A 25,080-nucleotide genomic window follows, 5' to 3' on the forward strand; every position below is an offset into this window, starting at 1 on the left:
ATCGTCACCCACCACGACCCCGGTTTCAGAACGCATGCCGCGGAAAAGCGGTAGCGCGCCGCCCGCGCCGGCTCCTATACTCGGCGCCATGCTGTCCTGAGACGTCCTCGGCCCTGCCGCTCGCACCCGGTGTGTCCACTCCACCCGTCGCGGCCCTGACGACCTCAAGGAGCATTGATGGCTACCTCTCTCGCTGTTTCCGCACTCTCCCTGCGCTGGCCCGACGGCACCGTCGTCTTCGACGACCTGAGCTTCACCATCCCGGCTGGGCGCGCGGCCCTGGTCGGCGCCAACGGCGCCGGCAAGAGCACCCTGCTGCGCATCCTCGCAGGTCGGATCAGCCCGACGGCGGGATCGGTGAGCGGCACGGGCGTCGTCGGCTACGTGCCCCAGCACCCGCAGGCCCGGCCCGAGGACACCCTCGCAGACGCGCTCGGCATCGGCGGCACCGTCGCCGCGCTGCGCCGCATCGAGGGAGGCTCCGCCGAACCTGAGGACTTCGAGGCCGTCGGCGACGACTGGGACGTCGAGGAGCGCGCGACCGCGGTCCTCGACGGCCTGGGCCTGCGGCTCGGGGCCCTGGACCGCGCCGTCGGCACGCTGTCCGGCGGCGAGGCGACCCTGCTCGCGATCGCCGGTCAGCTGCTCCTGCGGCCCGACACCCTGCTCCTCGACGAGCCGACCAACAACCTCGACGAGCGGGCCCGCGGCCTGCTCACCGAGGCGTTGGAGCGGTTCGCCGGCACGGCCGTGGTGGTCAGCCACGACCTCACGCTGCTCGAGCGCATGCACTCAACGGTGGAGCTCTATCGTGGGTCCGCCCGTGTCTTCGGCGGGCCGTACTCGCACTACCGCGAGGTGCTCGACGCCGAACAGGCGGCGGCGGAACAGGCCGTCACCACCGCCAAGGGCGACCTCAAGTCGCAGCAGCGCGACCTGATCGAGGCCCGGACCAAGCTCGACAGGCGCAAGCGGTACGCCGACAGAGCCGAGGCGGAGAAGCGCGTGCCGCCGATCCTGGCGGGTCTGCTCAAGCAGAAGGCGGAGGTGTCGGCGGGGAAGCACCGCGTCCTCCACGAGGGCAGAGTCGACTCCGCCCGCGATGCCCTCGACCAGGCGCGCGAGGGCGTGCGCGACGACCGTTCGGTCCGCATCACCATGCCCGAACCTGGGCCTGGCGTGCACCGGCTCCAGCTGGACGACGGTCCGCTGCGGGTCATGGGCCTGGAGCGGATCGCACTCGTGGGCCCCAACGGCGCCGGCAAGACGACGGTGCTGCGCCGCGCCATCGCCGCCGCGCGGGCCGCGGAGCCGCCGACGGTGATCGGCTACGTCCCGCAGGACGTCCGCTTCGGGCCCGCCGAGGAGGGCTCACTGCTCGACGCCGTGCGAGACGCCCACCCCGACCTCGACGCGCAGCACGCTCACGCCGCGCTGGCTCGGATGCTGTTCCGGGGGCGGCAGTCGGAGCGGATAGTGAATACCCTCAGCGGCGGCGAACGCCTGCGGCTCGCCCTGGCGATCGCGCTGCTCGGGGATCCGGCACCGTCGCTGCTAGCGCTGGACGAGCCGACCAACAACCTCGACGTCCCGTCAGTAGAGCTGCTGGTGGAGGCTCTGAAGTCGTGGGAGGGGGCGCTCGTCGTCGTCTCGCACGACCGCGCTTTCCTCGACCTGCTGGATCTGACCCGCGAGGTCCAGATCACCCGCTGATCGCTTGGAAAATCGGTCGATTTCGGCGTCGCACCGCTCTATGCGCGCGCCATGCCGAAATCGGCGGAATCCTCGACGACCGAGGCTCGATAAGCTGCGGGGATGGAGCGGGCGACGATGGCGGGGGCGATCGCCAACAGCGTGCTCGAGGGATGGGCGCCCACACCGCTCGACACCAAGCGGCTGCTCGCGCTGGCGGATGGCGCCGTCACCCTCGATGACTACGTCGCCGGCGCGATCGACCGCTCACTCGCCAGCGCCGAGATCGGCCCGCCCGACTGCATCGACGTGCCGCTCGACTTCTCGGACACCTGCTACCCGGGCACGCGAATCCTGCGCAATCGCTTCGGGATCCGCGATCCGTACGTGCTGCGGCAACTCGAGTTCGAGATCGGGGCCGCCCAGCAGTACGGCATCGAGACCGGGCTGCTCGCGGTGCCCGCCACCTTCGACGCGGCGCATCTGGTCGCGATCCACCGAGCCTTGTTCGGCGCGATCTACCCGTGGGCGGGCGAGTTCCGCCGCTACGACATGGGGCTGCGGGACCAGACCTTTGGGGCCGCGTTGATCGAGCGCTACCTCGACGATGCGACGGTGATCCTGCAGTTGCCCCACCAGCCCTTCGCGCAGGCGGCGTCGCCGAGCGACCGCGCGCGACGGGCCTACGCGCATCGCGCCGCGACGGCGTACGCCTACCTCAACTGCGCGCACCCGTTCCGCGAGGGCAACGGACGCGCCGCGAAGACACTGCTGCAGCTGGTCGCAGCTCGTGCCGGGTACCGCTTCGATTTCTCCGCCGTCACGAAGGCGCAGTGGGACGGCTCCTCCCGCCGGTCCGCCCCCGACTCCGGCCACTACCGCCCCGACACGCACGCCCTGTACCGCGTGTTCGAAGCGATCACCGTGCCCGCGGCCTCCGATCAGAGCCGGTAGCCCTCGAGCCCCAACCAGCCGGCCATCTCAGCGACGGTCTGTTCCAGCGCGGCCTCCGACGCGGCGTCGCGGCCGCCGGGTTCCCACGTGGTCGAGTGGATCAGCAGCTCACCTGCAGCGCGGTCGGCCTTGACGTCGCAGCGCGCGACGATCCGGTCGCCGAACAGGAAGGGCAGCACGTAGTAGCCGTGCACCCGCTTCTCCTTGGGCGTGTAGATCTCGATCCGGTAGAAGAAGTCGAACAGCGCCTCTGCCCGCTCGCGCTGCCACACGACGGGGTCGAAGGGCGAGAGCAGCGCCCGCGCCGCCAGCGCCCGGGGCCGCTTGGCGTCCGCATGCAGGTAGACGGTGCCGGGCCACCAGTCCGCCTCCACCGGCAGGAGCTCGCCCGTCTCCACGAGCTTCTCGACGGCGGGCGCGGCCTGCGCCGTGGACAGCCGGAAGTAGTCGCGCAGGCAGCGCAGCGTCCCGATACCGTGCGCCTTCGCCGACTGACGCAGCAGCTCGACGAACGCCTCCTCGTCGGAGACCTCCCGCTCCGCGAGCGGGCCGAGCACCGTCGAGGTGGGGGCGTACAGCCGCTCGAACTGGCTGGTGCGGCCGGCGCTGGTGACCTCGCCGGCGTGGAAGAGCACCTCCAGCCCCTCCTTCACCGACGACCAGTTCCAGCCCCAGTGCGTCTTCTCCACCACCTGCTCGTGCTCCAGGTGTGCCTCCAGCCCGCGGGCGGTGAGCGGCGGCAGCTCGGCCAGCGCGCCGCGCAGCCGGTCCAGCTGGCCGGGGTGCCGGGCGTCGTAGCTCGCGAACCGCTGCGACACCCGGTCCGCGGTCCGACGGTGCCGCAGCAGCGGCCAGGTCTCGGGCGGCACCAGCGAGGCCTCGTGCGCCCATGCCTCCACGAGCCGGCGCGGGTTCTTGTCGCGGGCGCGGTCGAGCAGCGCGGTGTCGTAGCCGCCGAGGCGCGCGAAGACCGGGAGGTACTGGCTGCGGGCGACCACGTTGACGCTGTCGATCTGGATCAGTTTGAGGCGGTCGATCGTCTTCTGGACATGCCGCATCGTCGGCGCCGAGGTGCCTGCGAAGCCCGGCTCGAAGCCCTGGGCGGCGAGGGCGATCCGCCGCGCCTGGGGTTGGGTGACCCTCATGCGCTCGGCGCGCCCGCCAACCGCGGGAAGAGGTACTGCGCCAGCATCGGCGCGATGGTCACGTCGCCGTGGTCGGCCGGGTCCAGCCAGCGGGCCTCGACGATCTCGGCCGCGGCCCGCGGCTCGACCCGCAGCGCGGTGGCGAAGACCGTGGACTCGATGTCGGTGTTCGCCTCATTCGCGGCGGGGCCGCGCCACGACACCAGGTGGGTGAGATCCGTCGTCGTCAGCGCGACGCCGAGCTCCTCGTCGACCTCGCGGACCGCGCAGTCGATCGCGGCCTCCCCCGGCTCCAGCTTGCCGCCGGGCAGCATGAAGGCGTCGGTACCGCGTTTGCGCACCGTGAGCACCCGCCCGGCGTCGTCCCGGAAACACACCGCAGCGACCGTCAGCACGTCCATGCCGCAACCCTAGCGACGGCCACCGACAGGTTCTTCGCTCAGCACTCCGGCACGTTGACGGCGAGGCCGCCGAGGGAGGTCTCCTTGTACTTCGACAGCATGTCGGCGCCGGTCTGGCGCATGGTCTCGATGGCCTGATCCAGCGAGACGCGGTGCGTCCCGTCACCGTGCAGGGCGATGCGGGCGGCGTTGACGGCCTTCACGGAGGCGATGGCGTTGCGCTCGATGCACGGGATCTGCACGAGGCCGCCGATCGGGTCGCAGGTCAGGCCCAGGTTGTGCTCGATGCCGATCTCGGCGGCGTTCTCCACCTGCGGGGGCGTCGCGCCCATGACCTGCGCCAGCGCACCTGCCGCCATGGAGCAGGCGGAGCCGACCTCGCCCTGGCAGCCCACCTCGGCACCGGAGATGGAGGCGCGCCGCTTGTACAGCACCGCGATCGCCGCAGCGGTCAACAGGTAGTCGCACACGACCTGCTCCCGGCGCGCGGCCAACGACGAGCGGAACTTCAGCGCGTAGTACAGCACCGACGGAACGATCCCGGCCGCGCCGTTGGTGGGCGCGGTGACGATCCGGCCGCCGCAGGCGTTCTCCTCGTTGACGGCCATGGCCGCGACGTTGAGCCAGTCCATGGCGTCGGCCCCGTCGGAGTCGACGAGCCTGCGGTACAGCCCCGGCGCGCGCCGCTTGACCCCGAGCCCACCGGGCAGCATGCCCTCTGCGTGGAAGCCCCGCTCGATGCAGGCCTCCATCACCTCCCAGATGTGCAGCAGTCCGGCGCGCACCTCGCGTTCCGCCACGTCCGACGGTCCGCCGTGCAGCGCGATCTCGTTCTCCAGCATCAGCTGCGGGACGGTGCGGCCGGTGCGCGGGCAGGTCTCGAGCAGAGCGGCGGCGGTGTCGAAGTCGTGCGGCACCCCGGGCGATCCGGCGAGTGGATTCACGGTGTCTGCGCCGGACTCGCGCTCGACGAAGCCGCCGCCGACGGAGTAGTAGACCGCCTCGTGCTCAGCCCCGTCGGCGAGCACCGCCCGGAACCGGATGCCATTGGTGTGCCTCGGCAGCACGGTGAGCGGGTGCAGCACGATCTCCTCGGCGCACAGCGGCACCTCCTCGCGCCCGCCGAAGCTGATCCGGCGGGCGGCCTCGATCTCTGCGCCACGCTTCTCGACGTAGTCCGGGTCCACGGTCTCGGGGCGGTTGCCCTCGAGTCCCAGCAGCACGGCGGCGAAGGTCCCGTGCCCGCGCCCGGTGGCCGCGAGCGAGCCGTACAGATCGACGTGGACGGCGCGCACCGTCGACGGGGCGGATCGCAGCTCGTCGGCGAAGTCCGCGCCCGCCCGCATGGGGCCCACGGTGTGGGAACTCGACGGGCCGATGCCCACCGAGAACAGGTCGAACACACTGATCGTCACCCTTCCACCCTATGCCCCATACAGTGGACACATGGGCGACGCCGAAGATCTGGACATCGACGGTCTGCTCCTCCCGGGCGAACGCAAGTACACCTTCCGTGAGCTCGCCGAGCAGGGCGGCATCGACGTGGAGGACCTTCGTGTCTGGTGGACCTCCGCCGGCTTCGCGGACCTGCGCGACGACGACCAGAAGGCCTTCACCCGGGACGACGTCGCGATCGTCAAGGACCTCGGCGACCTGTTCTCCTCCGACGTCGTCGAGGGTGAGGCGGTGGTGCCCGGCGCGCAGTCGCTCGGCCAGGCGATGTACCGGCTCGCCGAATGGCAGGCCGGCATCGTCAAGAACTACCTCGACAACGCGCACGACGCGGGCGTGAAGGATCCGTCGGCCGGCGTGGCGCAGGTCATCGACAAGATGGAGAACCTGCAGTCGCACGTGTGGCGGCGGCACCTGTCCACGGCGACGCAGCGGCTCGTGACCTTGGAGGAGGCGGACGCGCTGACCGCGCGAATGGCGGTGGGCTTCGCCGACATGGTCGGCTACACCCGGCTGAGCCGCGGGCTCGCCGTCGAGGAGCTCAACACGTTGGTCTCGACGTTCGAATCGCGGATGCAGGTGGTGATCTACGGCGGTGGTGGGCACATCATCAAGGGGGTCGGCGACGAAGTCATGTTCGCAGCCGACGACCCGTCAGCCGCCGCGCGCATCGCGCTGGAGCTCCAGACCCCGCACGAGTACCCCGAGCTCGACGCGATCGAGATCGAGTTCCCCCAGCTGCGCGTGGGCCTCGCGTACGGCGAGGTATTGCAACGCTACGGCGACCTATTCGGCAGCGTGGTCAACCTGGCCGCCCGTCTCACCAGCGCAGCCCGACCCGGCACCGTGCTCATCGACGACAATTTCACCCAGGTCATCGCCGACGATCCGGACCTCGCCACCCGCAGCCTGCGCGCCTACCGCGCCCGCGGCTTCCGGGCCGTGCACCCGCACCTGCTGCGCTACAGCAAGGACGCCGTCGCGACGATGGAGGCCTAGACGGCCGAGGCCGCGACCCAGGCCGAAGCGGACGAGCAGGCGCCCGGAAAGACGAAGTGGCTCAGGCGGCGGCGAGCGCCACCGGGCGCGGGCGCGCGCCGAGCAGCTCGCGGTGCACGCCGCCGACGAACTCGATCAGCGAGCCGCCGAGCGCATCGCAGACGCTGCCGAGGACCTCCGACGAGGCCTCCTTGCGCCCGCGCTCGACCTCGGAGAGGTACTGCGTGGAGACGCCGGCGTCGCGCGCGACCTCGGCCAGCGTGCGCCCCTGGCGGGTGCGCTCCTGCCGCAGCACGCGACCGAACACCTCGCGCAGCAGCGGGGGGCGCTCGGCCTCGGCCGAGTCGTGCGTCTCGATGCTCGTCACCCCACTCGTCATACGTCCGAGCCTATCCGACGGTGCGCTCGCCGGGCGGAGCGTTCACGGTCGGCGAAACCGGCGCGTCGTCGTGCGCCCCCGCGTCGGCGGCGAGCGCCGGCCCCTCCCCGTCGGAATCCTCGTCGAGGTCGTCGGCGTCGTCGTCGCGCAGCGGGTGCTCCAGCTCGTCCTGCGGCATCCGCGCGGCGAGGATGGCGACCACGGCGAGCGGGATCGGGATCAGCGCGGCCAGGGCGAAGGTGGCGGTGAGGCCGATCGCCTGGCTCACCGGGCCCGCCAGCGCGAAGGACAGCGGCATGAAGACCAGCGAGACGAAGAAGTCCAGGCTGGAGACGCGCCCCAGCAGCCGCCGCGGCACCCGGCGCTGCAGCAGGGTCCCCCAGATCACCACCGGCGCCTCGAACAGCACGCCCAGCATGAAGCCGGCGATCACCATGGGCCAGACGCTCTCGGCCATGCCGAAGACCAGCATCGGCAGCGAGGCGACGCCCCAGATGCCCATCATCACCGTGAGGTAGCGGCGGGGCATCCGCCGGGCCGCCATGAACAGCGCGCCGGCCACGCCGCCGAAGCCGTACGCGGCCAGGATCATCGAGTGCTCGCTCGCGGCGCCGTGCGCCTGGTCCTTGATCGCGAAGGGCAGCAGCACGTCGATCGGGCCGACGGTGACCAGCACCATCAGGCTCGCGAAGAGCAGGGTCGCGAGCAGCCAGGGAGTCCGCCGCACGTACTGGATTCCCTCCCAGAGCTCGTGCAGCGGCGAGCCGGGCTCCTCGTCGGCCGAGGCCTCGTCGGCCTGCGGCACCCGGATGCGGACCACCCAGAGCGCGGCGAGCAGGCAGATCGCTCCGGCGACCAGCAGCGCGGAACCGGGATCGGCGACGGCGATGATCCACGCCGCGACCGCCGGGCCGACGGCCATCGCAGCGGCGGGGCGGATCGCGGACTCGTAGCCGTTGACGGCCAACAGCTCGTTCGCGGGCACGAGTCGGGGCACCAGCGCGGAGTAGGCGGGGAAATAGAAACCCGAGACCAGGCCGAGCGCGAGAGATCCGGCCATGAGGATCGGCACGGTGATGGCGCCGACGACGATCATCGCGCCGACGCCTCCGATGACCGCGACCTTGAGCAGTTCCAGGACGAACAGGATGCGCTGCTGCGACACCCGGTCCGCGAGGACGCCGCCGGCCAGGGTGGAGACGAGCAGGCCGATGGAGGCGGCACCCGAGACCAGCGAGACGCTGGTGGCGGAGCCGCCCATGTCGATCACCTGCCACACCACGGAGACCAGCCACATGCCGTCGGTGGTCAGCGCGCAGAGCAGGGTGACGAAGAGGAGGCGGTAGTCCCGGCGCAGCAGCGGCCGCAGCATGCGGGGCACGCGGCTGCGGGGGCTGGGGTCGGTATGCACCTTTCCACGATGCCGCTCCGGGCCTTTGCGATCAACCGGTTTTCTCGATTGACCTCAACCATGGTCGACGTATTAGCGTCCGAGCAATGACCATTGATGGGCGCGTGCGGACCGTCTCCGATCGGAGTCGGCTCCGCTGGTTCCTGATCGGGTCGGTCGCGCTGATCTCCTTCTCCGCCTTCGAGTCTCTGGCGGTGGGCACCGTGCTGCCGCGCGCCGCGGAGGAGTTCGGCGCCACCGCCGAGTACTCCGTGGCCTTCGGCGCCGCCTTCGCCGCGATGATCGTCGCGATCGCCTGGGTGGGGCCGTGGGTGGACCGCAGCGGCGTGAAGCCTCCGCTGATCGCGGGCGCCCTCCTGTTCGCGGCGGGGCTGGTGATCGTCGGCGCCGCGCCGGGCATGAGCGTGCTCGCGCTGGGCCGCGGCGTGCAGGGCCTGGGCTCCGGCTTGATCAGCGTGGTGCTCTACGCGATGGTCGGGCGCCTGGTGCCGCCGGAGGGCCGGCCGCGGGTCTTCGCCGCCTATTCGACGGCGTGGGTGGTCCCGTCACTCATCGGCCCGGCCATCGCGGGCCTCGCGGCCGACACAGTGGGCTGGCGCTGGGTGTTCCTCGGGCTCGCGGGGCCGTCCCTGCTCGCCCTGGTGGCAACGCTGAGGGCCACCGTCGGCCTCGACGAATCGCCCTACCGAAACGACGATCCGCCGGACCGCACGCTGCTGCTGGCCGCGCTGGCGGCCGGCGCGGGCACGGCGGTGGCGCAGTTCGCGGCCCCGAAGGGCGGCGCGGTCTTCCTCGCGGTCGCGGCGGCCGGGCTCGCGGTCGGGCTGGTCGCCACCCGGCGGATGCTCCCCGCAGGCACGCTGACGGCGCGGCCCGGCATCCCGCGCCTCATGCTCGCGAACCTGCTCATGGCCGGCGCCTTCTTCGCGGCGGAGATCTACGTGCCGCTGTACCTGGTGCACATCGACCGGCTCTCCCCCTTCGCGGCGGGATCGGTGATGACGGGCGCCGCCCTGCTGTGGGCGCTGGCCTCGCAGGTCCAGGCACGCATTCCGGCGACGGGGCCGGTGCGCGACCGGCTGCCGCTGATCGGGTCGAGCCTGCTCGTGCTCGCACTCGTCGCGGTCGCGGCGTCCTTCGCGTTCGACGCCCCGTGGCCGGTGATCTTCGCGACCTGGGCCGTCGGCGGTTTCGGCATGGGCCTGACCTATCCGACGCTGTCGATCCTCATGCTCGCGCGCAGCGCCGACGACGAGCAGGGCACGAACTCCAGCGCGCTCAAGCTCTCCGATGCCGTGGGCACCGCGCTCGCGATCGCCTGCGCCGGTGCGGTCTTCGCCCAGGTGCTCGCCTGGGGCCACACCGGCTTCGCCGTCACCCTGCTGGTGCCGCTGGCTTCCGGCCTCGCGATGGTCGCGGTCGCCTCGCGGCTCACGGCCGACTAGCAGTGGCGGCGGCCTCGCGGAGCAGGTACATGGCCCTGCGCACCACGGGGTTCCGGCACTCGGAGTCCTTGACGTAGGCGACGATGGTACGCCGCGGCGCGGGGTTGCAGACGTCGACGGCGACGGTGCCGGGCGGCAGTTCGGTGGCGCCGAGGCGGGGCAGGACGGTGACGCCGACGCCCCGCGCGACGAACCTCAGCGCCGACGGGTAGTCGGTGGTCTCGACAACGAACCTCGGAGCGAATCCCGCTGCGGCGCACGCATCGAGCACGGCCTGACGGCACGCGCCGCGCCGCACGTCGTTGTCGATCCAGCGCTCGTGCTCGAGCTCGGCCATGTCCACCAACTCGCGGTCCGCGAATTCGTGGCCCGCGGGCACGACGGCGACGTAGGACTCCACCACGAGGTCCTCGTGCGAGAAACCCTGCACCGCGGTGGTCTGCCCGTGCTCCTGCCGCACCGCGACGGCGAGATCCGGCCGGCGGGCGGCGATCTCGGTGACCTCGTCCTCGATGCGCAGGCGCAGCCGGGTGTCGGGGAACTCGGCGCTGAGGGTCTGCACGACCGACGGCATCCAGTGCGTGCCCGCGGTGGCGAACACGTTCATGGTGATCCGGTTCGCCTTGCCGGCCCGCAGGTCGTCGACGGTGGCGCCGAGGTCGTTGAGGCTGCTGAGCACCCCGTCGGCCTCGGTGGCCAGGACCCGCCCCGCGGGGGTCAGCTCCACGCCCCGTCCGACCCGTTCCAGCAGCTTGAGCCCCGTCTCCCGCTGCAGGGCGGCGACGTGCTGCGAGACGGCCGACGGCGTGTAGCCGAGGCTGGCCGCGGCTGCGGCCACGGAGCCCGTGGCCGCCACGGAGCGGAAGATCATGAGCCGGTGTGCGTCGAGCATGGCGCCCTCCATTCAGTCCTACTGAATGATAATGCAGAAATATGCGCTTGTGCTTACTCCGGGGCGGTCGCAGAGTGAACGCATGACGAAACGACTCCCCGCCCTGACCCTCGTGGCCGTGATGTTCGCGTGGGCCTCGGCCTTCGTGGTGATCCGCGGGATCGGCCCGCACGTCTCCCCCGTCGCCATGGCGGAGGGCCGCCTGCTGGTGGGCGCCGCGGTCCTCGGCGTGATCTGGGGGATGAACGCCCTGTACAACGGCGGCGCCCGACTGCCCCGTGGGCGGACGCTCGCGCTCACCATCGGGTACGGCGCACTGTGGTTCGCGCTCTACACCGTGCTGGTCAACGCGGCGGAGCAGCACCTCGACGCCGGCACCACGGCGCTGCTGGTGAACATCGCGCCGATCATCGTCGCGGTGCTCGCCGGCTCCTTCCTGCAGGAGGGCTTCCCGCCGCTGCTGGTGGTGGGCATTGCGATCAGCTTCGCCGGGGCCGCGGTCATCGCCTTCACCGGCGACGGCCGGCGCGACGGTGCCGGCGTCGCCCTGGCGGTCGCGGCCGCCCTGCTCTACGGCATCAGCGTGGTGGCCCAGAAACTGGTGCTGCGCACCGTCGACCCGCTCACCGCGACCGCGCTGGGCGCGGGCGTCGGCGCCATCGTACTGCTGCCCTGGGCGCCCCGGCTCTTCGACGAGCTCGCGGCCGCGCCGATGTCGAGCACCCTCGGCGTGATCTACCTGGGCCTGGTTCCCACGGCGCTCGCCTTCCTGCTCTGGGCCTACGCGCTGGCCCACACCCCTGCCGGGGTGACGGCCTCGTCGTCCTACGCGGTACCGGGCCTGTCGATACTGCTGAGCTGGGCCTTCCTGTCGGAGACGCCCACCGCGTGGGGCCTGCTGGGCGGCGTCCTGTGCCTCGTCGGCGTCGCGGTCTCCAGGGTCAGCCCGCGACGTCCCGGAGCAGGACCGACGGCCACTCCTGCACGTCCTGCGGAGTCCGAGCGATCGACAGCGTCGCCCGCGGGAGCGTCCTGCTGAGCTCCTCGGCCGTCGACAGTGGGTGCGACGGATCGTCGATCCAGGCCAGGACGGTGACCGGCACGTCGATGCGGGCGATCTCCCCGAGCGCGGGGAGATCGCTCGCCGCGGCGCCCCGGAAGAGCGAGGGCAGGAGCGCCTCGGGGACGTCGGGTCGCGTCGGCGGGTGTTCGACGGTGGCGGGCGGCGCGACCGCCCCCTCGCCCGCGGCGAGGAACTCCTCCAGCCCGCGCTCCTCGATCAGCGTTGCGGCGGCGCGGTACTCGGCGGCCTTGGCGACGCGCGTCGCCCACGCGGTGGGCGGCACCATGAGCGTGAGCCCGCTGAACCTCTCCGGTTCGCGCACCGCGGCGTGCAGCAGCGTGCCGGTCCCCATCGACGGGCCGACTCCGTGCACCTGCTCCCCGGGGAACCAGTGGTCCAGGAGCCGCAGCAGATCGTCGGCGAGGTTCGGCCAGCGATAGTCGTCCGGAACCGCGCGGCCCGTGGAGAAGCCGTGCCCGCGCGCGTCGTAGCGCAGCAGGCGCGTGCCGTTGAGGCCGCGGCCGAGGTCCAGATCCAGCACCCGGTCCCGAGCGCGACTGGACGTGAGGCCGTGCAGCTGCACGACGGGGCGGCCGTGCTCGTCGCTGTACTCGGCGGCGAGCCGCGCCCCGGGGACGTCGAAGCTGGTCATCCGGCCTTCTCTCGCCGCGCAAAGGGGTCGTAGGAGGGCTAGGGTACCGCCCATGCGCCTGACCAACGTCGCCCACCTGCGCCTGCCCTTCGGCCGGCTGTACGGCTACGACGTCACGGTGTCGGAGCCGGGCGCGGCGCTGCCGGTGTCCTTCGATCAGGCGCGGCACGTGGCCGGCGGGGACCGCCCCGGGTCGTGGATGGCGCTCTCTTTCCACCTCCCCGATCCGGTGCCGCGCGAGCAGCTCGCCACCGCATGGCTCGCGGTGATCGCCCGGCACGGCACGCTGCGGACCGCCTTCCTTTCCGGACCCGACGGGCCCACCCTGCACGAGATCTCGGTACGGCCGGGGAACTGGGTGGAGCACGCGATCGGCCCGGGGCAGGCCGTCAACGACGCCCTCCGCGACGTGCTCGACGACGCCTGCTCCCCCTTTTCCCGTCCCGCGCACCGGCTCTGCGTCCTGGAGACGGCCGCAGGCCCGACGGTGATCGTCGCCGCCGACCACTCGCACACCGACATGTGGTCGATGCTCGTGATCGCGCGCGATCTCCTCGCCGCGCTCGAGGACGTCCGGGCGGGACGGGCACCGTCGACGGAGGCCGTGCCGCCGTTCGTCGATCACACCCGGGCCCTGGCGGGCCGCCCCGCCGCGCCCGACGACGTGCGGCGCCGCTGGTCCGAGATCATCACCGCCAGTGGCGGAGTCATGCCCGTGTTCCCCCTCCCACTGGGCACCCCCGAGGCGCACCGCGAGCGCGTGGAGGTCCGCGACGTCTTCGGCACCGACGAGGTCGCGGCATTCGCCGCGGCGGCCCGGGCGACGGGCGTCTCCACCCTGTCGGCCACCGTGGCCGCGCTGACCCGCGTCACGCTGGACCTCGCCGGAGCTCCCCTGCGCGCCGTGTTTCCCGTGCACAGCCGCTACGACGAGACCTGGCACGACTCGGTCGGCTGGTTCATCACGAACTCGGTGCTCGACTCCCCCTCCGCCGAGCCGGCCGCGGCGGCCGAAGCGGTGAAGGAGGCGGTGCGACTCGGGTCGTGGCCGCTCGCCGACGTGCTCGAGCAGTGGGGCGGAATGCCCGAGGCGCCGGGCATGTTCGCGATCTCGTGGCTGGACCTGCGGCGGCTGCCCGTCCGCGTGGACGCGACCCGGCTCGACGCGCAGTACGTGGGCGCCACCATCCGCACCGACGGAGTGATGCTGTGGTTCATCCTCGACGAGGCGGGGCTGCACCTGCGCTGCCGCTACCCCGACACCCTCGAGGCGCGAGCGAACGTCGGGGCCTGGCTCGACGGGGTGGTCCGCGAGTTGCAGGCCCGTGCCTCGGTGGGCGGGGTGCTGCGCGGCGTCGGCGGCACGTACCGCGTGGAGCGCGCGCGCCGCGACGACGTGCCCGCGATCGTCGCGCTGCTCGCCGACGACGAGCTCGGCGCGACCCGCGAGGTAGGCGACGCCGCCGAGTACGACAGCGCCTTCGAGCTGGTCACGCGCGATCGCTCGCAGTACCTCGCCGTGGTCCGCGACGACGCCGGCAGCGTCGTGGGGACGATGCACCTCACGGTGATCCCGGGCCTGTCCCGGAGCGGCTCGACGCGCCTCCAGATCGAGGGCGTCCGGGTCGGGCGGGGCCACCGCTCGCAGGGCCTCGGCACCGCGATGATCGAGTGGGCGCACCACCACGGCCGGACCCACGGCGCCGTGCTCTCGCAGCTCACCACCGACGTCTCCCGCGAGCGGGCCCGCGCCTTCTACACCCGGCTGGGGTACCGCTCCGAGCACGTGGGTCTCAAGCGCACGCTCTGAGGCTCTTCCGGGTCAGCTGGCGTTGCGCTTGCGTGCCGTCCGCTCCGGCTGGGCCTCGCGGTTCTTCACCGACGCCTTGAGCGCAGCAAGCAGGTCGGCGACCTCGTCGTCCTCGGCTTCCTCCTCGGGCGCCTCGGGGAAGGCGGTGCCGCCGGTCGCCTTCGCCTCGATCAGCTGCCGCAGCTGCACCTGGTAGTCGTCCTCGTACTGCTCCGGATCGAAGTCCGTCGCCATGGAGTCGATGAGCGAGGCCGCCATCGCCAGCTCCTGCGGGCGGATCTTCACGTCCTCGGTGAGCGCAGGGAACTCGGGTGTCCGCACCTCGTCGGGCCAGAGCAGCGTCTGCAGCACCATCACGTTGCCGACCACGCGGAGCGCGCACAGCCGTGTGCGGTTGCGCAGCGTGAAGGTGCAGATGGCGAGCCGATCGGTCTCCTGCAAGGCCTGCCGCAGCAATACGTAGGCCTTGGGCGACTTCGACGAGGGCTCCAGGAAGTAGGGCTTGTCGAACATGATCGGGTCGACGTCCTCGCGCGGCACGAACTCCGTCACCGCGATCTCCCGGTGCTTTTCCACCGGCATCGACTTGATGTCCTCCTTGGACAGCACCACCGTGTCGCCGCCGTCGGACTCGTAGGCGTTCGCGATGTTCGCGAACTCGATCTCCTCGTCGGTGCCCTCGCGGACGCGCTTGTACCGGATGCGGACCCCGTCCTTCGAGTCCACCTGGTGCGACTTCGCGTCGTGGCTCGCGATCGCGGAGTACACCTTCACGGGCACGTTCACGAGCCCGAACGACAGTTCACCCGTCCATATCGCGCGCATGTGACCATTGTGACGGGTGAGGAGTCATTTAGCGAGGGCGTGAGCGGGACGTTCCTCCCCGTTGCGGGCGCGGGGCCCGATAATGGGTCCGTGGCGCAGATCCGGGAGAACCGCGAGGTCGACGGCGTCGGCGTGCAGCTGACCAACCTCGACAAGGTGCTCTATCCCGCCACGGGCACCACGAAGGCCGAGGTCATCGACTACTTCCAGGCCATCGCGCCGTTCGCGCTGCCCCACCTGCGCGATCGCCCGCTCACCCGCAAGCGCTGGCCCAACGGGGTGGACAAGACCGCCTTCTTCGAGAAGCGACTGCCGAGCCACGCGCCCGCCTGGATCCGCCGCGGCACGCAACACCACTCCGACGGAGAGTCGCTCTACCCGATCATCGAGAACGCCGCCGGCATGGTGTGGCTCGGCCAGCAGGCGGCGCTCGAGCTGCACGTCCCGCAGTGGACCTTCGTACCCGACGGCGCCGACCCCGACCGCCCGGAGGCGCCCGGTCCGCCGAACCGCCTCGTGCTGGATCTGGATCCGGGCCCCGACGTCACGCTCGACGAGTGCGCCGCCCTCGCGCTGCGCATCCGCGAGCTGCTCGCCGCGATGGGCATGGACGGCTATCCGGTGACGAGCGGCTCCAAGGGGCTGCACGTCTACGCGCCCCTGCCCGGCGGCATCTCCGCGCAGGGCGCCCGCACGGTCGCGCACGCGATCGCGTCGCAGCTGGAGGCCGAGTCGCCCGAGCTGGTCACCGCGTCGATGGCGAAGGATCAGCGCGGCGGCCGCGTCTTCGTCGACTGGTCGCAGAACAGCGCCTCCAAGACCACCGTCGCGCCGTACTCCCTGCGGGGGCGGGACCGACCGTGGGTCGCCGCGCCGCGCACCTGGGACGAGCTCACCCGGCCCGGCCTGCGCCAGCTCGAGTTCGGAGAGGTGCTCGCGCGGGCCCTGGCCGACGGTGATCTCCTCGCCGGCCTCGACGGTGCCGGGTCTGCGCCCGCGGCACCGTCGGCGACGCCGCCCGAGCCCGTCGACCTGGGCGAGTACCGCGCCAAGCGCGACGCGCGGAGGACGCCGGAACCTTTCGGCGGCGCACCGTCGACCGGCGATCCGATCTTCGTCATCCAGGAGCACCACGCACGGCGCCTGCACTACGACTTCCGGCTGGAACACGACGGCGTGCTCGCCTCCTGGGCGGTGCCGAAGAACCTCCCCGACGACCCCGAGGTCAACCATCTCGCTGTCCGCACCGAGGACCACCCGATGGACTACGCGGCTTTCGAGGGCAGCATCCCGAAGGGCGAGTACGGCGGCGGCGACGTGACCGTCTGGGACCACGGCACCTACGAGCTGGAGAAGTGGCGCTCGAGCGAGGTGATCGTGACCTTGCACGGGAACCGCCTGCAGGGCAAGCGGTACGCGCTGATCCGCACCGGCGAGAAGAACTGGCTGGCGCACCTCACCAAGGACAAGTCCGCGCCCGCCACGCCGACGGCCGGCCTCGCGCCGGATCCCATGCTGCCCACGGAATCCGCGATCGACGGTCTCTCCGCCGCGGACTGGGCCTTCGAGGGCAAGTGGGACGGCTACCGCATGATCGCGACGGTGCGCGACGGCACCGTCTCCCTGCGCACCCGGTCGGGCCGGACGGTGACCGGCGAGTTCCCCGAGTTCGAGTCGCTGGCGGCCGATCTCGACGGGATGGACGTGGTGCTCGACGGCGAGGCTGTCGTGCTCGACCCGGACGGCGTCCCGTCCTTCCACCTGATGGCGGGCGGTGACACCCGGGCCGGCGCGGTGCAGCTGTACCTCTTCGACGTCCTGTCCCTGAACGGCGTGGACCTCACGAAGCGCCCGTGGACGGTGCGCCGCCAGGTGCTGGAAGGCCTTGCGCCGCTGCTCGAGCACGACACGGCGGTGAGCGTGCCGCCCCTCGTCGACGCGGAGACCGGCGCGGAGGCCGCGGCGCTCAGTGCGGAGCTCGGCTGGGAGGGGATCATCGCGAAGCGGCGGGATTCGCCGTATCTGCCCGGGCAGCGCGTGCGCGCCTGGCTCAAGCACAAGAACTGGCGCGACCTGCAGGTCGCGATCGGCGGTTGGAAGCCGGGGAAGGGCTCGCGGGCGAACGGGATCGGCTCGGTGCTGGTGGGCCTGCCCGCGGAGACGGGTCTCGTCTACCTGGGGTCGGTGGGGTCGGGGTTCAGCGACCGCGACCTCGCGACGCTCGCCGAGGAGCTGGAGCCGTTGCGCATGCGCCGCTCCCCGTTCACGGCCCCGATCGACGATCCGGAAGCGCGCGATGCGGTCTGGGTGCTGCCGAAGGTGATCGGCGACGTGCGGTACTCGTCGCTGCGCCGGGGCGGCCACCTGCGGCAACCCAGCTGGCGGGGCTTCCGGCGCGACCTGCTCCCCGGCGACCTGCCCGCCGCCCACGAGGCGCCGTGGGAGGGCCCCGAGCAATAGTTCGTGCACTATTGATTAGTGCACTACTTATCTGTTACCGTCGGGACATGACAGATCCCGACCCCCTCGCCCTGGAACGCCAGGTGTGCTTCGCGCTGTCCGTCGCCAACCGCGCGGTGCTCTCGGTGTACCGGCCGATCCTGGCGCCGATGGGGCTCACGCACCCGCAGTACCTCGTGATGCTCGCACTGTGGGAGGCGTCGCCGCGGTCGGTGAAGGAGATCGCCGAGGCGCTGCAGTTGGACTCGCCCACGCTGAGCCCGCTGCTCAAGCGGCTCGAGGCGCAGGGCCTGATCACCCGCGGCCGCTCCGCGGACGACGAGCGCCGGATCGACGTCGAGCTCACCGACGCCGGCCAGGAGCTACGCGAGCAGGCCCTCGCCGTGCCGCCCGCCGTGATCGAGGCCCTGGGCGCCAGCCTCTCCGAGCTCGAGGACCTGCACCGCGTGCTCACCACCGTCAACGCCAAAGCGCTCGCCGCGGGCGCACTGAAGGAGTCCCGATGAACGCCGTCCGCCGCCGCCCCGATCCCCTGCACTACCTCGCCTGGGTCTACACCGGCTCGCTGCCGGAGCGGAATCGGGAGTGGGTGCGGCACAACCTCACCCGTCGCAGCTGGGCGCTCCGCCACCTGATCCGCGGCCAGCTCGCCGTGCTGCCGGTGTACGCGCTGCTCATGCTGCTGCCCGGCCCGCTGGCGCTGCGCGGGGCCACGGTGCTGCTCGGCGCGCTGCTCGCCGTCTTCTACAACGCCGCCTACATGCGCCCCAACCGCGCCCGCCGGCTGGAGAAGAACGGCCTCGACCCCGAGCTTGAGAACCCCGCCGTGGCCGAGCGGCGCGACGCGACCCGCGCCGCCTACGAGGCCGCGTACGCCCCCGCTCGCGCCTGACACCCCGCGCCCGACCCGCCGCCACCCGCGCGCGACGGCACCGTCGTAGCCTGGGAGCATGCCCGTCGTCCCGAGCGTCACCGTCCCCGGCGTCCGCGTCGGCCACTTCACCGACGCGGCGGCCCGCACCGGCTGCACCGTCGTGACCTTCCCCGACGGCACCGTCGGCTCCGGAGAGGTCCGCGGGGGCGCCCCCGCCTCCCGCGAGTTCGACCTGCTCTCCCCCGAGCGCTCCGTCGAGGAGATCCACGCCGCCGTCCTCACCGGCGGCTCCGCCTTCGGCCTGGCCTGCGCCGACGGGGTGATGCGCCGCCTCGAGGAGGAGGGCCGGGGCGTCGAGACCGTCGCCGGCCGCGTGCCCATCGTGCCCACCCTGGGCCTGTTCGATCTCCTGGTCGGCGACCCGACGGTCCGACCGACCGCCGAGAACGGCTACGCGGCAGCCGCTTCCGCGAGCACCGACACCGAGCTGCACGGCCTGATCGGCGCCGGCGCCGGCGCCACCACCGGCAAGGCCCGCGGCCTGGAGAACCTCCACGATGCCGGCCTCGCCTACGCCGAGATCCGCGCGGGCGACGTGGTCGTCGGCGCGCTGTGCGCCGTGAACGCCTTCGGCGAGATCCTCACCGGCGAGGCCGGGACCCCCGACTTCGGCGGCTACGAGCCCTTCGGCGGCAACCGGCAGAACACCACCATCGGCGTGGTGATCACCAACGCGAAGCTCACCAAGGTCGAGTGCCTGATCCTCGCGCAGGGCGCGCACGACGGCCTCGCGCGCGCGATCGATCCGCCGCACACCCGTTTCGACGGCGACGCCTTCATCTCCGCCGCGACCGGTGCGGTCGAGGCGAAGGTCGACGTGGTGCGGGCGCTGGCGATCTCCGCCGTCGCCGAGGCCATCCGCTCGCGCGCCTGACGCCCTACGCTGAGTCGATGACCATCGCCCGCCGCCCGCTGCGGGCGGCGGCGTGCGCGGTGTCGCTCCTCCTGCTCGGCGGCTGTGCGGTGGTCCAGCGCGACGAGGTCGCCGCACCGGAGGCACCGTCGAGCCCGGCGGTCGTGATCACGACGCCTATCGTGAAGCCCTACGACGTGGTGGCACCCGGCCTGAAGCCCGCGACGGCGCCGAAGCCCACCTCCGGGTCCGGGATCACCACGTACGCCGACCCGTTCGGCGTCTACGCGAGCGTCTGCACCCTGGGCTTCCTCGCCCGCTACCCCGGCGGCCAGGTCGTGGCCTTCACCGCCGGGCACTGCGCCGAGCTGGCCGGAAAGGCCAGGCCGGGCCGTAATCCCGTCGCCCGCTATCTGACGCCGGACGGCGGCAGCACCCCGTTCGGCGAGTACATCAAGGCCACGCGCAGCACCCGCGGGCAGGACATCGCGATCATCCAGCTGGCGGGCCGCGACGTCGCCCCGGTCGCGCGGGCGATCGGCCCGGTCCGGGGCGTCAGCAGCACCGAGGACCTGCGGGCGGGACGGCCCGAGATCTGCGTCGTCGGCGCGCGCACCGGCAAGCACTGCGGCGTGCTCGACGACGTGACCGGCACCCGCATCACCTGGGCCGGAATCCCCGCCGTCGAAGGGGATTCGGGCGGGCCCGTCTACGCCCGCTGGCCCGACGGGACGTTCACCGCCGTCGGCGTGGTCAACACCGTGCACACCCGCGCCGACGGCACCGGAACCGGCGGGGGCACGGGCACCCTCATCGCCGCGGACATCAACGCCAACGAGATGACGCTACTGGGCGTCACCTGAGCAGCGCGGTTCAGCGGGTGAGGCTGGTGCCGAAGACGCGCAGGGCACGGTAGTCGACCCGGAATCGGGCCCGCGTGTGCAGCTCGCCGGCCTCGCCGTCGTGGGCCACACGGAAGGGCTCGTCGGCCTCGATCGTGACGACGGGGGCCTGCAGCTCCCGGTACACCTTGGAATTGCGGATCCGGCCGCTGATCCAGGACCCGAACAGGCGCGCCGTCGCATTGCCGTGGCCGTCCTCGAGGTACCGCACGTCGAGCACGCCGTCGTCGATCCGGGTGCGCCGCCCCGGCACGAAACCCGGTGCGCCGTACATGGAATTGCCCAGGAAGAAGAAGGAGACGGTGACTGGACGGCCCTCGATCCGCACTGACACCGGGGCGGTGTGCCGCAGCACCCGGCGCAGCGCCCGCACCGTCGCGGTGACCCGGCCGATGCGCCGCCGCTGGTACCGCGTGCGGGCGCGCACGAACTCCGGGTACGCGCCGATGCTCGCGGTATTGAGCAGGAGCTTCTGGTCGTTGAGCCACACCACGTCGACGTGGGCGAGGCGCCCGGCGCGGATCGAATCCACGACGGCGGCGACGGTCTCGGCCCCGACGTCCTTCGCGAAGTGGTTGAAGGTGCCCGCGGGGAAAACGGCCAGAGGCTTGTCCGCCGCGACGGCGTGGGCGGCGAGCGTCGCGACGGTGCCGTCGCCGCCCGCGACGCCGAGGAACTCCGCGCGCTCCGCCGCCTCGGCGGCGACGGCCTCGATGTCGGAATCCTCGTCGAGCTCGATGATCTCGGCCTTCGGCAGGGTGCTGCGGATCTCCTCCGCGACCCGGGTACCGGTGCCGTCGCCGGACGCGGGGTTGAGCACCACCACGAGGCCGGCGCCGTCCGGGTCCGTCGCGATCCGCTCGACGGTGGGTTCCGGCGTCATGGTGCGGCTGTCATCGACGGGCGGCACCAGGCGGGCGCCTGCGACCGCGACGCCCGCGCCGACAGCGAAGCCGGCCAACACGTCGCCGGGATAGTGGGCCCCGGTGGCGACCCGGGAGAAGCCCACGGCCCCGGCCAGGCAGGCGAGCGCGTACCCGGCGGTGCGGTTCTCCAGGCCCACCCCGATCGCGAAGGCGGCCGCGGCGGCGGAGTGCCCCGACGGGAAGGAGGTCGACGTGGGCTGGCGGCGTGCCCGCTTGGCCGGCACCCCGTCGTGGACGGGGCGGCGGCGCGGATAGATCCGCTTGAGCCCCTGGTTCACGATGAGGCTGGTGACAGCCAGTGTGGCGATGCCCCGGACGGAGCCGCGACGCGACGACAGCCCACCGAGGCCACCGAGCCCCGCGGCGATCACCATCCACAACTTCGAGTGGTCGGCCGCAGCCGACAGCGGGCGCATCGTGAGATCCAGAAGTGGGCTCGGCGAGATGGCGACCGCGTCGAACAGCCGGCGGTCGAGGTCGCTGAGCCCCTCGTGGAGCGTGCGGAGCGGGTGCGGCGCTGGATGATCCGGCATGAGCGCCAAGGTACTCCCGCACCAGGTGATCTGCGAGGGATCAGCGCAGGTGGACGGCGGCCGCGGCATGGATCGCGTCGGCGAGGCGCTCCGTCGCGCGGGTGTGCAGCCGCCAGGACTGCCAGTACAGCTTCACGTCGACGACGTCGTCCGTGAGCCGGATCAGCGCGCCGCGATCGAGGGCGTCGCCGAGATCCGCCTCGGGCAGGCTGCCCCAGCCGAGACCGGCGCGGACGGCGTAGGTGAAGGCCTCCGACGACGGGATACGGTGCATCGGCGGCGACTCCTTCACGCCACGGCGGTGGAGCACCTTGGTCTGCAGTTCGTCCTTGCGGAGGTCGAACTGCACGACGGGCATCTCGCGCCAGCGCCAGCGGCCGCCGGAACGCCACCGCTCCGCGTACGCGGGGGTGCACACCGGCACGTACCGCATGGTGCCGAGGTACTCGGCTGCGCAGCCCTGCACGGGTTCCGGGTCGGTGGTGATGGCACCGAGCACCGAGCCCGCGCGCAGGAGGTCGGCGGTGTGGTGCTCGTCGTCGACGACGAGACGCAGCAGCGGACCGTCGGGCAGGGCGGCGACCGCGTTGATCACGTCGCGGAACCACGTGGCGAGGGAGTCCGCGTTCACTCCCACGTCGAGCACGGCCGACGGTGCGCCACCCGCGAGCCGGCCCAGCGCGTCGGCCTCGAGCGAAGCGACCCCGCGGGCCAGGCCGAGAAGCACCTCGCCCTGCACGGTGGGACTGCACGGGCCCTCGCGTGTGACCACCACGTGCCCCACCTGCTGCTCCAGAGCGCGGATCCGCTGGCTGACCGCCGACTGCGTGATGCGCAGACGCGCTGCGGCCGCGCCGAAGCTCTCCTCCTCGACGACCGCGACAAGGGTCTCCAGATGGTGCCCGCTCAGCATGAAGTGATTCTAATGGGGGATCGCCTTTTCGTATTGGCGCTAATGCACCTCGCATCCCTAGCGTCGATGCCATGACCTCCGCACTCCTCGCCGGCCTCGGCCTCGGGCTCTCCCTCATCGTGGCGATCGGCGCCCAGAACGCCTACGTGCTGCAGGTGGGCGTGCGCGGCCGCGGCCTGGGCGCGGTGGTGGCGGTGTGCATCGCCTCGGACGTGGCCCTGATCCTCGCCGGGGTGGCGGGCCTCGGTGCCGCGGTCTCCGGCCGGCCGCTGCTCATGGAGGTGGTGAAGTGGGCGGGCGTCGTGGTGCTCGTCGGCTACGGCCTGCGGTCGCTGTGGTCGGCGCGGCGGTCGGAGGGGCTCGTCGCGGGCGGCGACGGTGCCGCCTCGGTCGCGGCCGTCGTGACCGGCGTGCTGGTACTGACCTGGCTGAACCCGCACGTCTACCTGGACACCGTGCTGCTGCTGGGCTCCGCGTCCACGCGCTACGGCGGCGACCGCTGGTGGTTCGCGCTCGGCGCGGCCGTCGCCAGCGTCGCGTGGTTCTGCCTGCTCGGCTTCGGCGCCCGCCGCCTCTCCGGCGTGCTCGGCCGGCCCGGCGTGTGGCGGGCGATCAACCTCGGCATCGGTGCGCTGCTGCTGCTCCTGGCCCTGCGGCTCGCGACCATGCCCCTCGGCGGGTGAGCTGTGCGGTGGATTCTTACCGCTCAGCGGGCAATATCCACCGCATACGCGAGCACGGGGAACCGCCGCGGTAGCCGGTGCGTCCAATGGATATGGGGACGTCGACGGTGGCGAGGCTGATCGCAGAGCATTTCGCGGACCACGACGGTGTCATCACGCGTGGCGCGGCACTGAAGCTCGGAATGAGCTCATCGGCTGTAGCGAGGCGGGTCCACGACAAGCTGTGGATCCAGCTCAGCAGCGGCGTGTACCTATCGGCGACGCACACCTTCACCGCGGAGGCGAGGATGCGGGCCGCCGTGGGAGCCACGGGCGGCGCGGTGGACGGGCCGGCAGCGGCGTGGTGGCACGGCATCGTGGAGTCACCGCCGGACTCGGTGTCCGTCACGGTCCCGCGCCAGAACAAGCGGTCGCCCATCGTGCCGTACTCCCTGGAACTGCACCGGCGCGACCTCCTCCCTGCAGACCTGGAAGTAGTCCGCGGTCTCGCCGTCACGAAGGCCCCGCTGACCGCCCTCGAGGCGGCCTCGTCGAACAGCGCCCACCTCGACCGCGCGCTGCAGGAGGGGATCGTCACTATCGACGGGCTCACCGCCGCGCTGACCCGCAACGCCGGCCGACATGGGATGGCTGAGGCGCGGCACCTGCTCGACGTCGTCGCCGGCGATACGGAGTCGGAAGCCGAGCGTCGATTCCAGTCGCTCCTCGAGTCGCATCACATCACCGGGTGGTGCGCGCAGTTTCCGTTCGGCGTCTACGCGATCGACTTCGCGTTCCCCGAGCAGCGGGTCGCCGTGGAGATCGACGGATGGGCCTTTCACCGCACGGCCGACCGCGCCGCAAACGACGCCAGGAAGCAGAACCGGTTGACTCTCGCCGGGTGGCGGGTGTTGCGCTTCGGGTGGCACCGGCTCGACGGCGACGGCGAGGCCGTGATCACGGATGTCCTGACCGCGGTGAATGCCGCCGCCGCGTGAGCGCGCTCTCACGCGGCAGCAGTGCGGTGGATAGTGCCCGCTGAGCGGCAAGAATCCACCGCAGGAGCAAGCGCGTACGTTGGAATGCATGGCAGCTGTCACGATCATCGGCGGACACGGCAAGATCGCGCTCATCCTGGCGCGCGTCCTCAGCTCCCGGGGCGACGCGGTCACCTCGTGGATACGGAACCCGGAGCACGCGGCGGACGTCGCCGCGACTGGAGCGAAAGCCCTGGTCCTGGACGTCGAGCACGCATCGCGCGAGGAGATCGCGGCGGCGCTGGCAGGCGCGGATGCGGTGGTCTTCTCCGCGGGCGCGGGCGGCGGGAACCCCGACCGCACGTACGCCGTGGACCGCGACGCGGCGATCCGCTCCGTCCAGGCCGCCGAGGCGGCAGGGGTGAAGCGCTACGTGATGGTCTCGTACCTCGGCGCCGCCCCCGATCACGGCGTCCCGGAGACCGACTCCTTCTTCGCCTACGCGGAGGCGAAGGCCGCCGCCGACGTCGCCGTGCGCGCCTCCGACCTGGACTGGACCGTGCTCATGCCGGGCCGACTCACCCTCGACGAGCCGACCGGACGGGTGGATCCCGCGGCGGTGCGGGCCGCGGACAACCCCGGCACGTCGCGCGCGAACGTGGCGCTGGTGGCCGCATCCGTACTCGACCGGCCCGACACCGTCGGGAAGGACCTGCCCTTCACCGACGGCGACGTGCGCATAGAACAGGCCTGGACGTAAGCCCCCCCCGCAGACGACTCGGGCCCGGCACCGTCGAAGG

Annotated in this window: 24 protein-coding genes; 14 read left to right on the forward strand and 10 right to left on the reverse strand. The window is 72.2% G+C overall.

The features are described from left to right. Positions 1-177 precede the first annotated feature (177 nt). Complete coding sequence (locus tag HNP44_RS15865; RefSeq protein WP_259141990.1) at positions 178-1,713, forward strand: ATP-binding cassette domain-containing protein; 1,536 nt, start codon at positions 178-180, stop codon at positions 1,711-1,713. Between the two features lie 102 nt (positions 1,714-1,815). Beyond that, positions 1,816-2,646 carry a Fic family protein gene (locus tag HNP44_RS15870; protein ID WP_259141991.1) on the forward strand — a complete coding sequence of 277 codons (831 nt, stop codon included), beginning with the start codon at positions 1,816-1,818 and terminating at the stop codon, positions 2,644-2,646. Here HNP44_RS15870 and HNP44_RS15875 read toward each other — a convergent pair. The 3 genes from HNP44_RS15875 to HNP44_RS15885 are packed head-to-tail and all read right to left on the reverse strand — an operon-like array spanning position 2,634 to position 5,607. Continuing rightward, complete coding sequence (locus tag HNP44_RS15875; protein WP_259141993.1) at positions 2,634-3,791, reverse strand: winged helix-turn-helix domain-containing protein; 1,158 nt, start codon at positions 3,789-3,791, stop codon at positions 2,634-2,636. The two genes, HNP44_RS15870 and HNP44_RS15875, sit on opposite strands and share 13 nt — an antisense overlap. Then, complete coding sequence (locus tag HNP44_RS15880; RefSeq protein ID WP_259141994.1) at positions 3,788-4,192, reverse strand: NUDIX hydrolase; 405 nt, start codon at positions 4,190-4,192, stop codon at positions 3,788-3,790. The genes HNP44_RS15875 and HNP44_RS15880 overlap by 4 nt, the downstream gene beginning before the upstream one ends. Positions 4,193-4,230: 38 nt before the next feature. Beyond that, positions 4,231-5,607: an L-serine ammonia-lyase gene (locus tag HNP44_RS15885; protein ID WP_259141995.1), complete on the reverse strand. Its 1,377-nt coding sequence runs from the start codon at positions 5,605-5,607 to the stop codon at positions 4,231-4,233. 31 nt (positions 5,608-5,638) lie between these two features. Here HNP44_RS15885 and HNP44_RS15890 point away from each other — a divergent pair, with 31 nt between their 5' ends. Next, on the forward strand, positions 5,639-6,643 hold the full coding sequence (locus HNP44_RS15890) for an adenylate/guanylate cyclase domain-containing protein (RefSeq protein WP_259141996.1): 1,005 nt from the start codon (positions 5,639-5,641) through the stop codon (positions 6,641-6,643). Positions 6,644-6,704: 61 nt separating this feature from the next. Here HNP44_RS15890 and HNP44_RS15895 read toward each other — a convergent pair whose 3' ends face one another. Together HNP44_RS15895 and HNP44_RS15900 are read right to left on the reverse strand one after the other, a co-directional pair. Then, the gene (locus tag HNP44_RS15895) at positions 6,705-7,022 is read right to left on the reverse strand and encodes a helix-turn-helix domain-containing protein (protein ID WP_259141997.1); all 318 of its coding nucleotides are present in this window, start codon (positions 7,020-7,022) and stop codon (positions 6,705-6,707) included. 10 nt (positions 7,023-7,032) lie between these two features. Next, positions 7,033-8,433: an MFS transporter gene (locus tag HNP44_RS15900; RefSeq protein WP_259141998.1), complete on the reverse strand. Its 1,401-nt coding sequence runs from the start codon at positions 8,431-8,433 to the stop codon at positions 7,033-7,035. A gap of 86 nt (positions 8,434-8,519) precedes the next feature. On the opposite strand from HNP44_RS15900, the gene HNP44_RS15905 reads away from it, so the two are divergent. After that, positions 8,520-9,878 carry an MFS transporter gene (locus HNP44_RS15905; protein WP_259141999.1) on the forward strand — a complete coding sequence of 453 codons (1,359 nt, stop codon included), beginning with the start codon at positions 8,520-8,522 and terminating at the stop codon, positions 9,876-9,878. Here HNP44_RS15905 and HNP44_RS15910 read toward each other — a convergent pair. Continuing rightward, on the reverse strand, positions 9,865-10,770 hold the full coding sequence (locus HNP44_RS15910; RefSeq protein ID WP_259142000.1) for a LysR substrate-binding domain-containing protein: 906 nt from the start codon (positions 10,768-10,770) through the stop codon (positions 9,865-9,867). The genes HNP44_RS15905 and HNP44_RS15910 overlap by 14 nt on opposite strands. Before the next feature lie 82 nt (positions 10,771-10,852). Between HNP44_RS15910 and HNP44_RS15915 the strand changes: the two genes are divergently transcribed. After that, positions 10,853-11,809, forward strand: coding sequence for a DMT family transporter (locus tag HNP44_RS15915; RefSeq protein ID WP_259142001.1), 957 nt, complete (start codon positions 10,853-10,855; stop codon positions 11,807-11,809). Here the strand turns inward: HNP44_RS15915 and HNP44_RS15920 are convergent. Further along, positions 11,712-12,485 carry an alpha/beta fold hydrolase gene (locus HNP44_RS15920; protein ID WP_259142003.1) on the reverse strand — a complete coding sequence of 258 codons (774 nt, stop codon included), beginning with the start codon at positions 12,483-12,485 and terminating at the stop codon, positions 11,712-11,714. The two genes, HNP44_RS15915 and HNP44_RS15920, sit on opposite strands and share 98 nt — an antisense overlap. Before the next feature lie 52 nt (positions 12,486-12,537). Here HNP44_RS15920 and HNP44_RS15925 point away from each other — a divergent pair, with 52 nt between their 5' ends. Next, the gene (locus HNP44_RS15925) at positions 12,538-14,295 is read left to right on the forward strand and encodes a GNAT family N-acetyltransferase (protein WP_259142004.1); all 1,758 of its coding nucleotides are present in this window, start codon (positions 12,538-12,540) and stop codon (positions 14,293-14,295) included. Between the two features lie 12 nt (positions 14,296-14,307). Here HNP44_RS15925 and ku read toward each other — a convergent pair whose 3' ends face one another. Then, positions 14,308-15,120: a non-homologous end joining protein Ku gene (gene ku, locus HNP44_RS15930; RefSeq protein ID WP_259142005.1), complete on the reverse strand. Its 813-nt coding sequence runs from the start codon at positions 15,118-15,120 to the stop codon at positions 14,308-14,310. Between the two features lie 90 nt (positions 15,121-15,210). Here ku and HNP44_RS15935 point away from each other — a divergent pair, with 90 nt between their 5' ends. The 5 genes from HNP44_RS15935 to HNP44_RS15955 are packed head-to-tail and all read left to right on the forward strand — an operon-like array spanning position 15,211 to position 20,230. After that, positions 15,211-17,580, forward strand: coding sequence for an ATP-dependent DNA ligase (locus tag HNP44_RS15935; protein ID WP_259142006.1), 2,370 nt, complete (start codon positions 15,211-15,213; stop codon positions 17,578-17,580). 47 nt (positions 17,581-17,627) lie between these two features. After that, on the forward strand, positions 17,628-18,086 hold the full coding sequence (locus HNP44_RS15940; protein ID WP_259142007.1) for a MarR family winged helix-turn-helix transcriptional regulator: 459 nt from the start codon (positions 17,628-17,630) through the stop codon (positions 18,084-18,086). Beyond that, the gene (locus HNP44_RS15945; protein WP_259142008.1) at positions 18,083-18,472 is read left to right on the forward strand and encodes a DUF5313 domain-containing protein; all 390 of its coding nucleotides are present in this window, start codon (positions 18,083-18,085) and stop codon (positions 18,470-18,472) included. The genes HNP44_RS15940 and HNP44_RS15945 overlap by 4 nt, the downstream gene beginning before the upstream one ends. A gap of 58 nt (positions 18,473-18,530) precedes the next feature. Further along, complete coding sequence (locus tag HNP44_RS15950; protein WP_259142009.1) at positions 18,531-19,388, forward strand: P1 family peptidase; 858 nt, start codon at positions 18,531-18,533, stop codon at positions 19,386-19,388. Between the two features lie 17 nt (positions 19,389-19,405). Continuing rightward, positions 19,406-20,230 (forward strand): S1 family peptidase, encoded by an 825-nt coding sequence (locus tag HNP44_RS15955; protein ID WP_259142010.1) that lies wholly within the window; start codon positions 19,406-19,408, stop codon positions 20,228-20,230. Between the two features lie 10 nt (positions 20,231-20,240). Here the strand turns inward: HNP44_RS15955 and HNP44_RS15960 are convergent, their stop codons facing one another. Both HNP44_RS15960 and HNP44_RS15965 read right to left on the reverse strand, forming a co-directional pair. Further along, positions 20,241-21,728, reverse strand: coding sequence for a bifunctional phosphatase PAP2/diacylglycerol kinase family protein (locus HNP44_RS15960; RefSeq protein WP_259142012.1), 1,488 nt, complete (start codon positions 21,726-21,728; stop codon positions 20,241-20,243). 40 nt (positions 21,729-21,768) lie between these two features. After that, positions 21,769-22,641, reverse strand: a complete 873-nt coding sequence (locus tag HNP44_RS15965; protein WP_259142013.1) for a LysR family transcriptional regulator ArgP — start codon at positions 22,639-22,641, stop codon at positions 21,769-21,771. A 71-nt stretch (positions 22,642-22,712) separates the two neighbouring features. Between HNP44_RS15965 and HNP44_RS15970 the strand changes: the two genes are divergently transcribed. The 3 genes from HNP44_RS15970 to HNP44_RS15980 all read left to right on the forward strand — a co-directional run bounded on the left by HNP44_RS15970 (position 22,713) and on the right by HNP44_RS15980 (position 25,040). Continuing rightward, on the forward strand, positions 22,713-23,324 hold the full coding sequence (locus HNP44_RS15970; RefSeq protein WP_259142014.1) for a LysE/ArgO family amino acid transporter: 612 nt from the start codon (positions 22,713-22,715) through the stop codon (positions 23,322-23,324). Between the two features lie 107 nt (positions 23,325-23,431). Continuing rightward, on the forward strand, positions 23,432-24,301 hold the full coding sequence (locus tag HNP44_RS15975; RefSeq protein WP_259172150.1) for a DUF559 domain-containing protein: 870 nt from the start codon (positions 23,432-23,434) through the stop codon (positions 24,299-24,301). 88 nt (positions 24,302-24,389) lie between these two features. Further along, on the forward strand, positions 24,390-25,040 hold the full coding sequence (locus HNP44_RS15980; protein WP_259142016.1) for an NAD(P)H-binding protein: 651 nt from the start codon (positions 24,390-24,392) through the stop codon (positions 25,038-25,040). The last annotated feature ends 40 nt before the right edge of the window (positions 25,041-25,080 follow it).

Source organism: Tsukamurella ocularis (genome assembly GCF_024807615.1).
Lineage (GTDB): Bacteria > Actinomycetota > Actinomycetes > Mycobacteriales > Mycobacteriaceae > Tsukamurella > Tsukamurella ocularis.

What these genes read in the sequence shown, in the direction of transcription:
- HNP44_RS15865 (WP_259141990.1), top strand. Translation starts at nt 178, where the DNA reads ATGGCTACCTCTCTCGCTGTTTCCGCACTCTCCCTGCGCTGGCCCGAC.
- HNP44_RS15870 (WP_259141991.1), top strand. Translation starts at nt 1,816, where the DNA reads ATGGAGCGGGCGACGATGGCGGGGGCGATCGCCAACAGCGTGCTCGAG.
- HNP44_RS15875 (WP_259141993.1), bottom strand. Translation starts at nt 3,791, where the DNA reads ATGAGGGTCACCCAACCCCAGGCGCGGCGGATCGCCCTCGCCGCCCAG.
- HNP44_RS15880 (WP_259141994.1), bottom strand. Translation starts at nt 4,192, where the DNA reads ATGGACGTGCTGACGGTCGCTGCGGTGTGTTTCCGGGACGACGCCGGG.
- HNP44_RS15890 (WP_259141996.1), top strand. Translation starts at nt 5,639, where the DNA reads ATGGGCGACGCCGAAGATCTGGACATCGACGGTCTGCTCCTCCCGGGC.
- HNP44_RS15895 (WP_259141997.1), bottom strand. Translation starts at nt 7,022, where the DNA reads ATGACGAGTGGGGTGACGAGCATCGAGACGCACGACTCGGCCGAGGCC.
- HNP44_RS15905 (WP_259141999.1), top strand. Translation starts at nt 8,520, where the DNA reads ATGACCATTGATGGGCGCGTGCGGACCGTCTCCGATCGGAGTCGGCTC.
- HNP44_RS15910 (WP_259142000.1), bottom strand. Translation starts at nt 10,770, where the DNA reads ATGCTCGACGCACACCGGCTCATGATCTTCCGCTCCGTGGCGGCCACG.
- HNP44_RS15915 (WP_259142001.1), top strand. Translation starts at nt 10,853, where the DNA reads ATGACGAAACGACTCCCCGCCCTGACCCTCGTGGCCGTGATGTTCGCG.
- HNP44_RS15920 (WP_259142003.1), bottom strand. Translation starts at nt 12,485, where the DNA reads ATGACCAGCTTCGACGTCCCCGGGGCGCGGCTCGCCGCCGAGTACAGC.
- HNP44_RS15925 (WP_259142004.1), top strand. Translation starts at nt 12,538, where the DNA reads ATGCGCCTGACCAACGTCGCCCACCTGCGCCTGCCCTTCGGCCGGCTG.
- ku (WP_259142005.1), bottom strand. Translation starts at nt 15,120, where the DNA reads ATGCGCGCGATATGGACGGGTGAACTGTCGTTCGGGCTCGTGAACGTG.
- HNP44_RS15940 (WP_259142007.1), top strand. Translation starts at nt 17,628, where the DNA reads ATGACAGATCCCGACCCCCTCGCCCTGGAACGCCAGGTGTGCTTCGCG.
- HNP44_RS15945 (WP_259142008.1), top strand. Translation starts at nt 18,083, where the DNA reads ATGAACGCCGTCCGCCGCCGCCCCGATCCCCTGCACTACCTCGCCTGG.
- HNP44_RS15950 (WP_259142009.1), top strand. Translation starts at nt 18,531, where the DNA reads ATGCCCGTCGTCCCGAGCGTCACCGTCCCCGGCGTCCGCGTCGGCCAC.
- HNP44_RS15955 (WP_259142010.1), top strand. Translation starts at nt 19,406, where the DNA reads ATGACCATCGCCCGCCGCCCGCTGCGGGCGGCGGCGTGCGCGGTGTCG.
- HNP44_RS15960 (WP_259142012.1), bottom strand. Translation starts at nt 21,728, where the DNA reads ATGCCGGATCATCCAGCGCCGCACCCGCTCCGCACGCTCCACGAGGGG.
- HNP44_RS15965 (WP_259142013.1), bottom strand. Translation starts at nt 22,641, where the DNA reads ATGCTGAGCGGGCACCATCTGGAGACCCTTGTCGCGGTCGTCGAGGAG.
- HNP44_RS15970 (WP_259142014.1), top strand. Translation starts at nt 22,713, where the DNA reads ATGACCTCCGCACTCCTCGCCGGCCTCGGCCTCGGGCTCTCCCTCATC.
- HNP44_RS15980 (WP_259142016.1), top strand. Translation starts at nt 24,390, where the DNA reads ATGGCAGCTGTCACGATCATCGGCGGACACGGCAAGATCGCGCTCATC.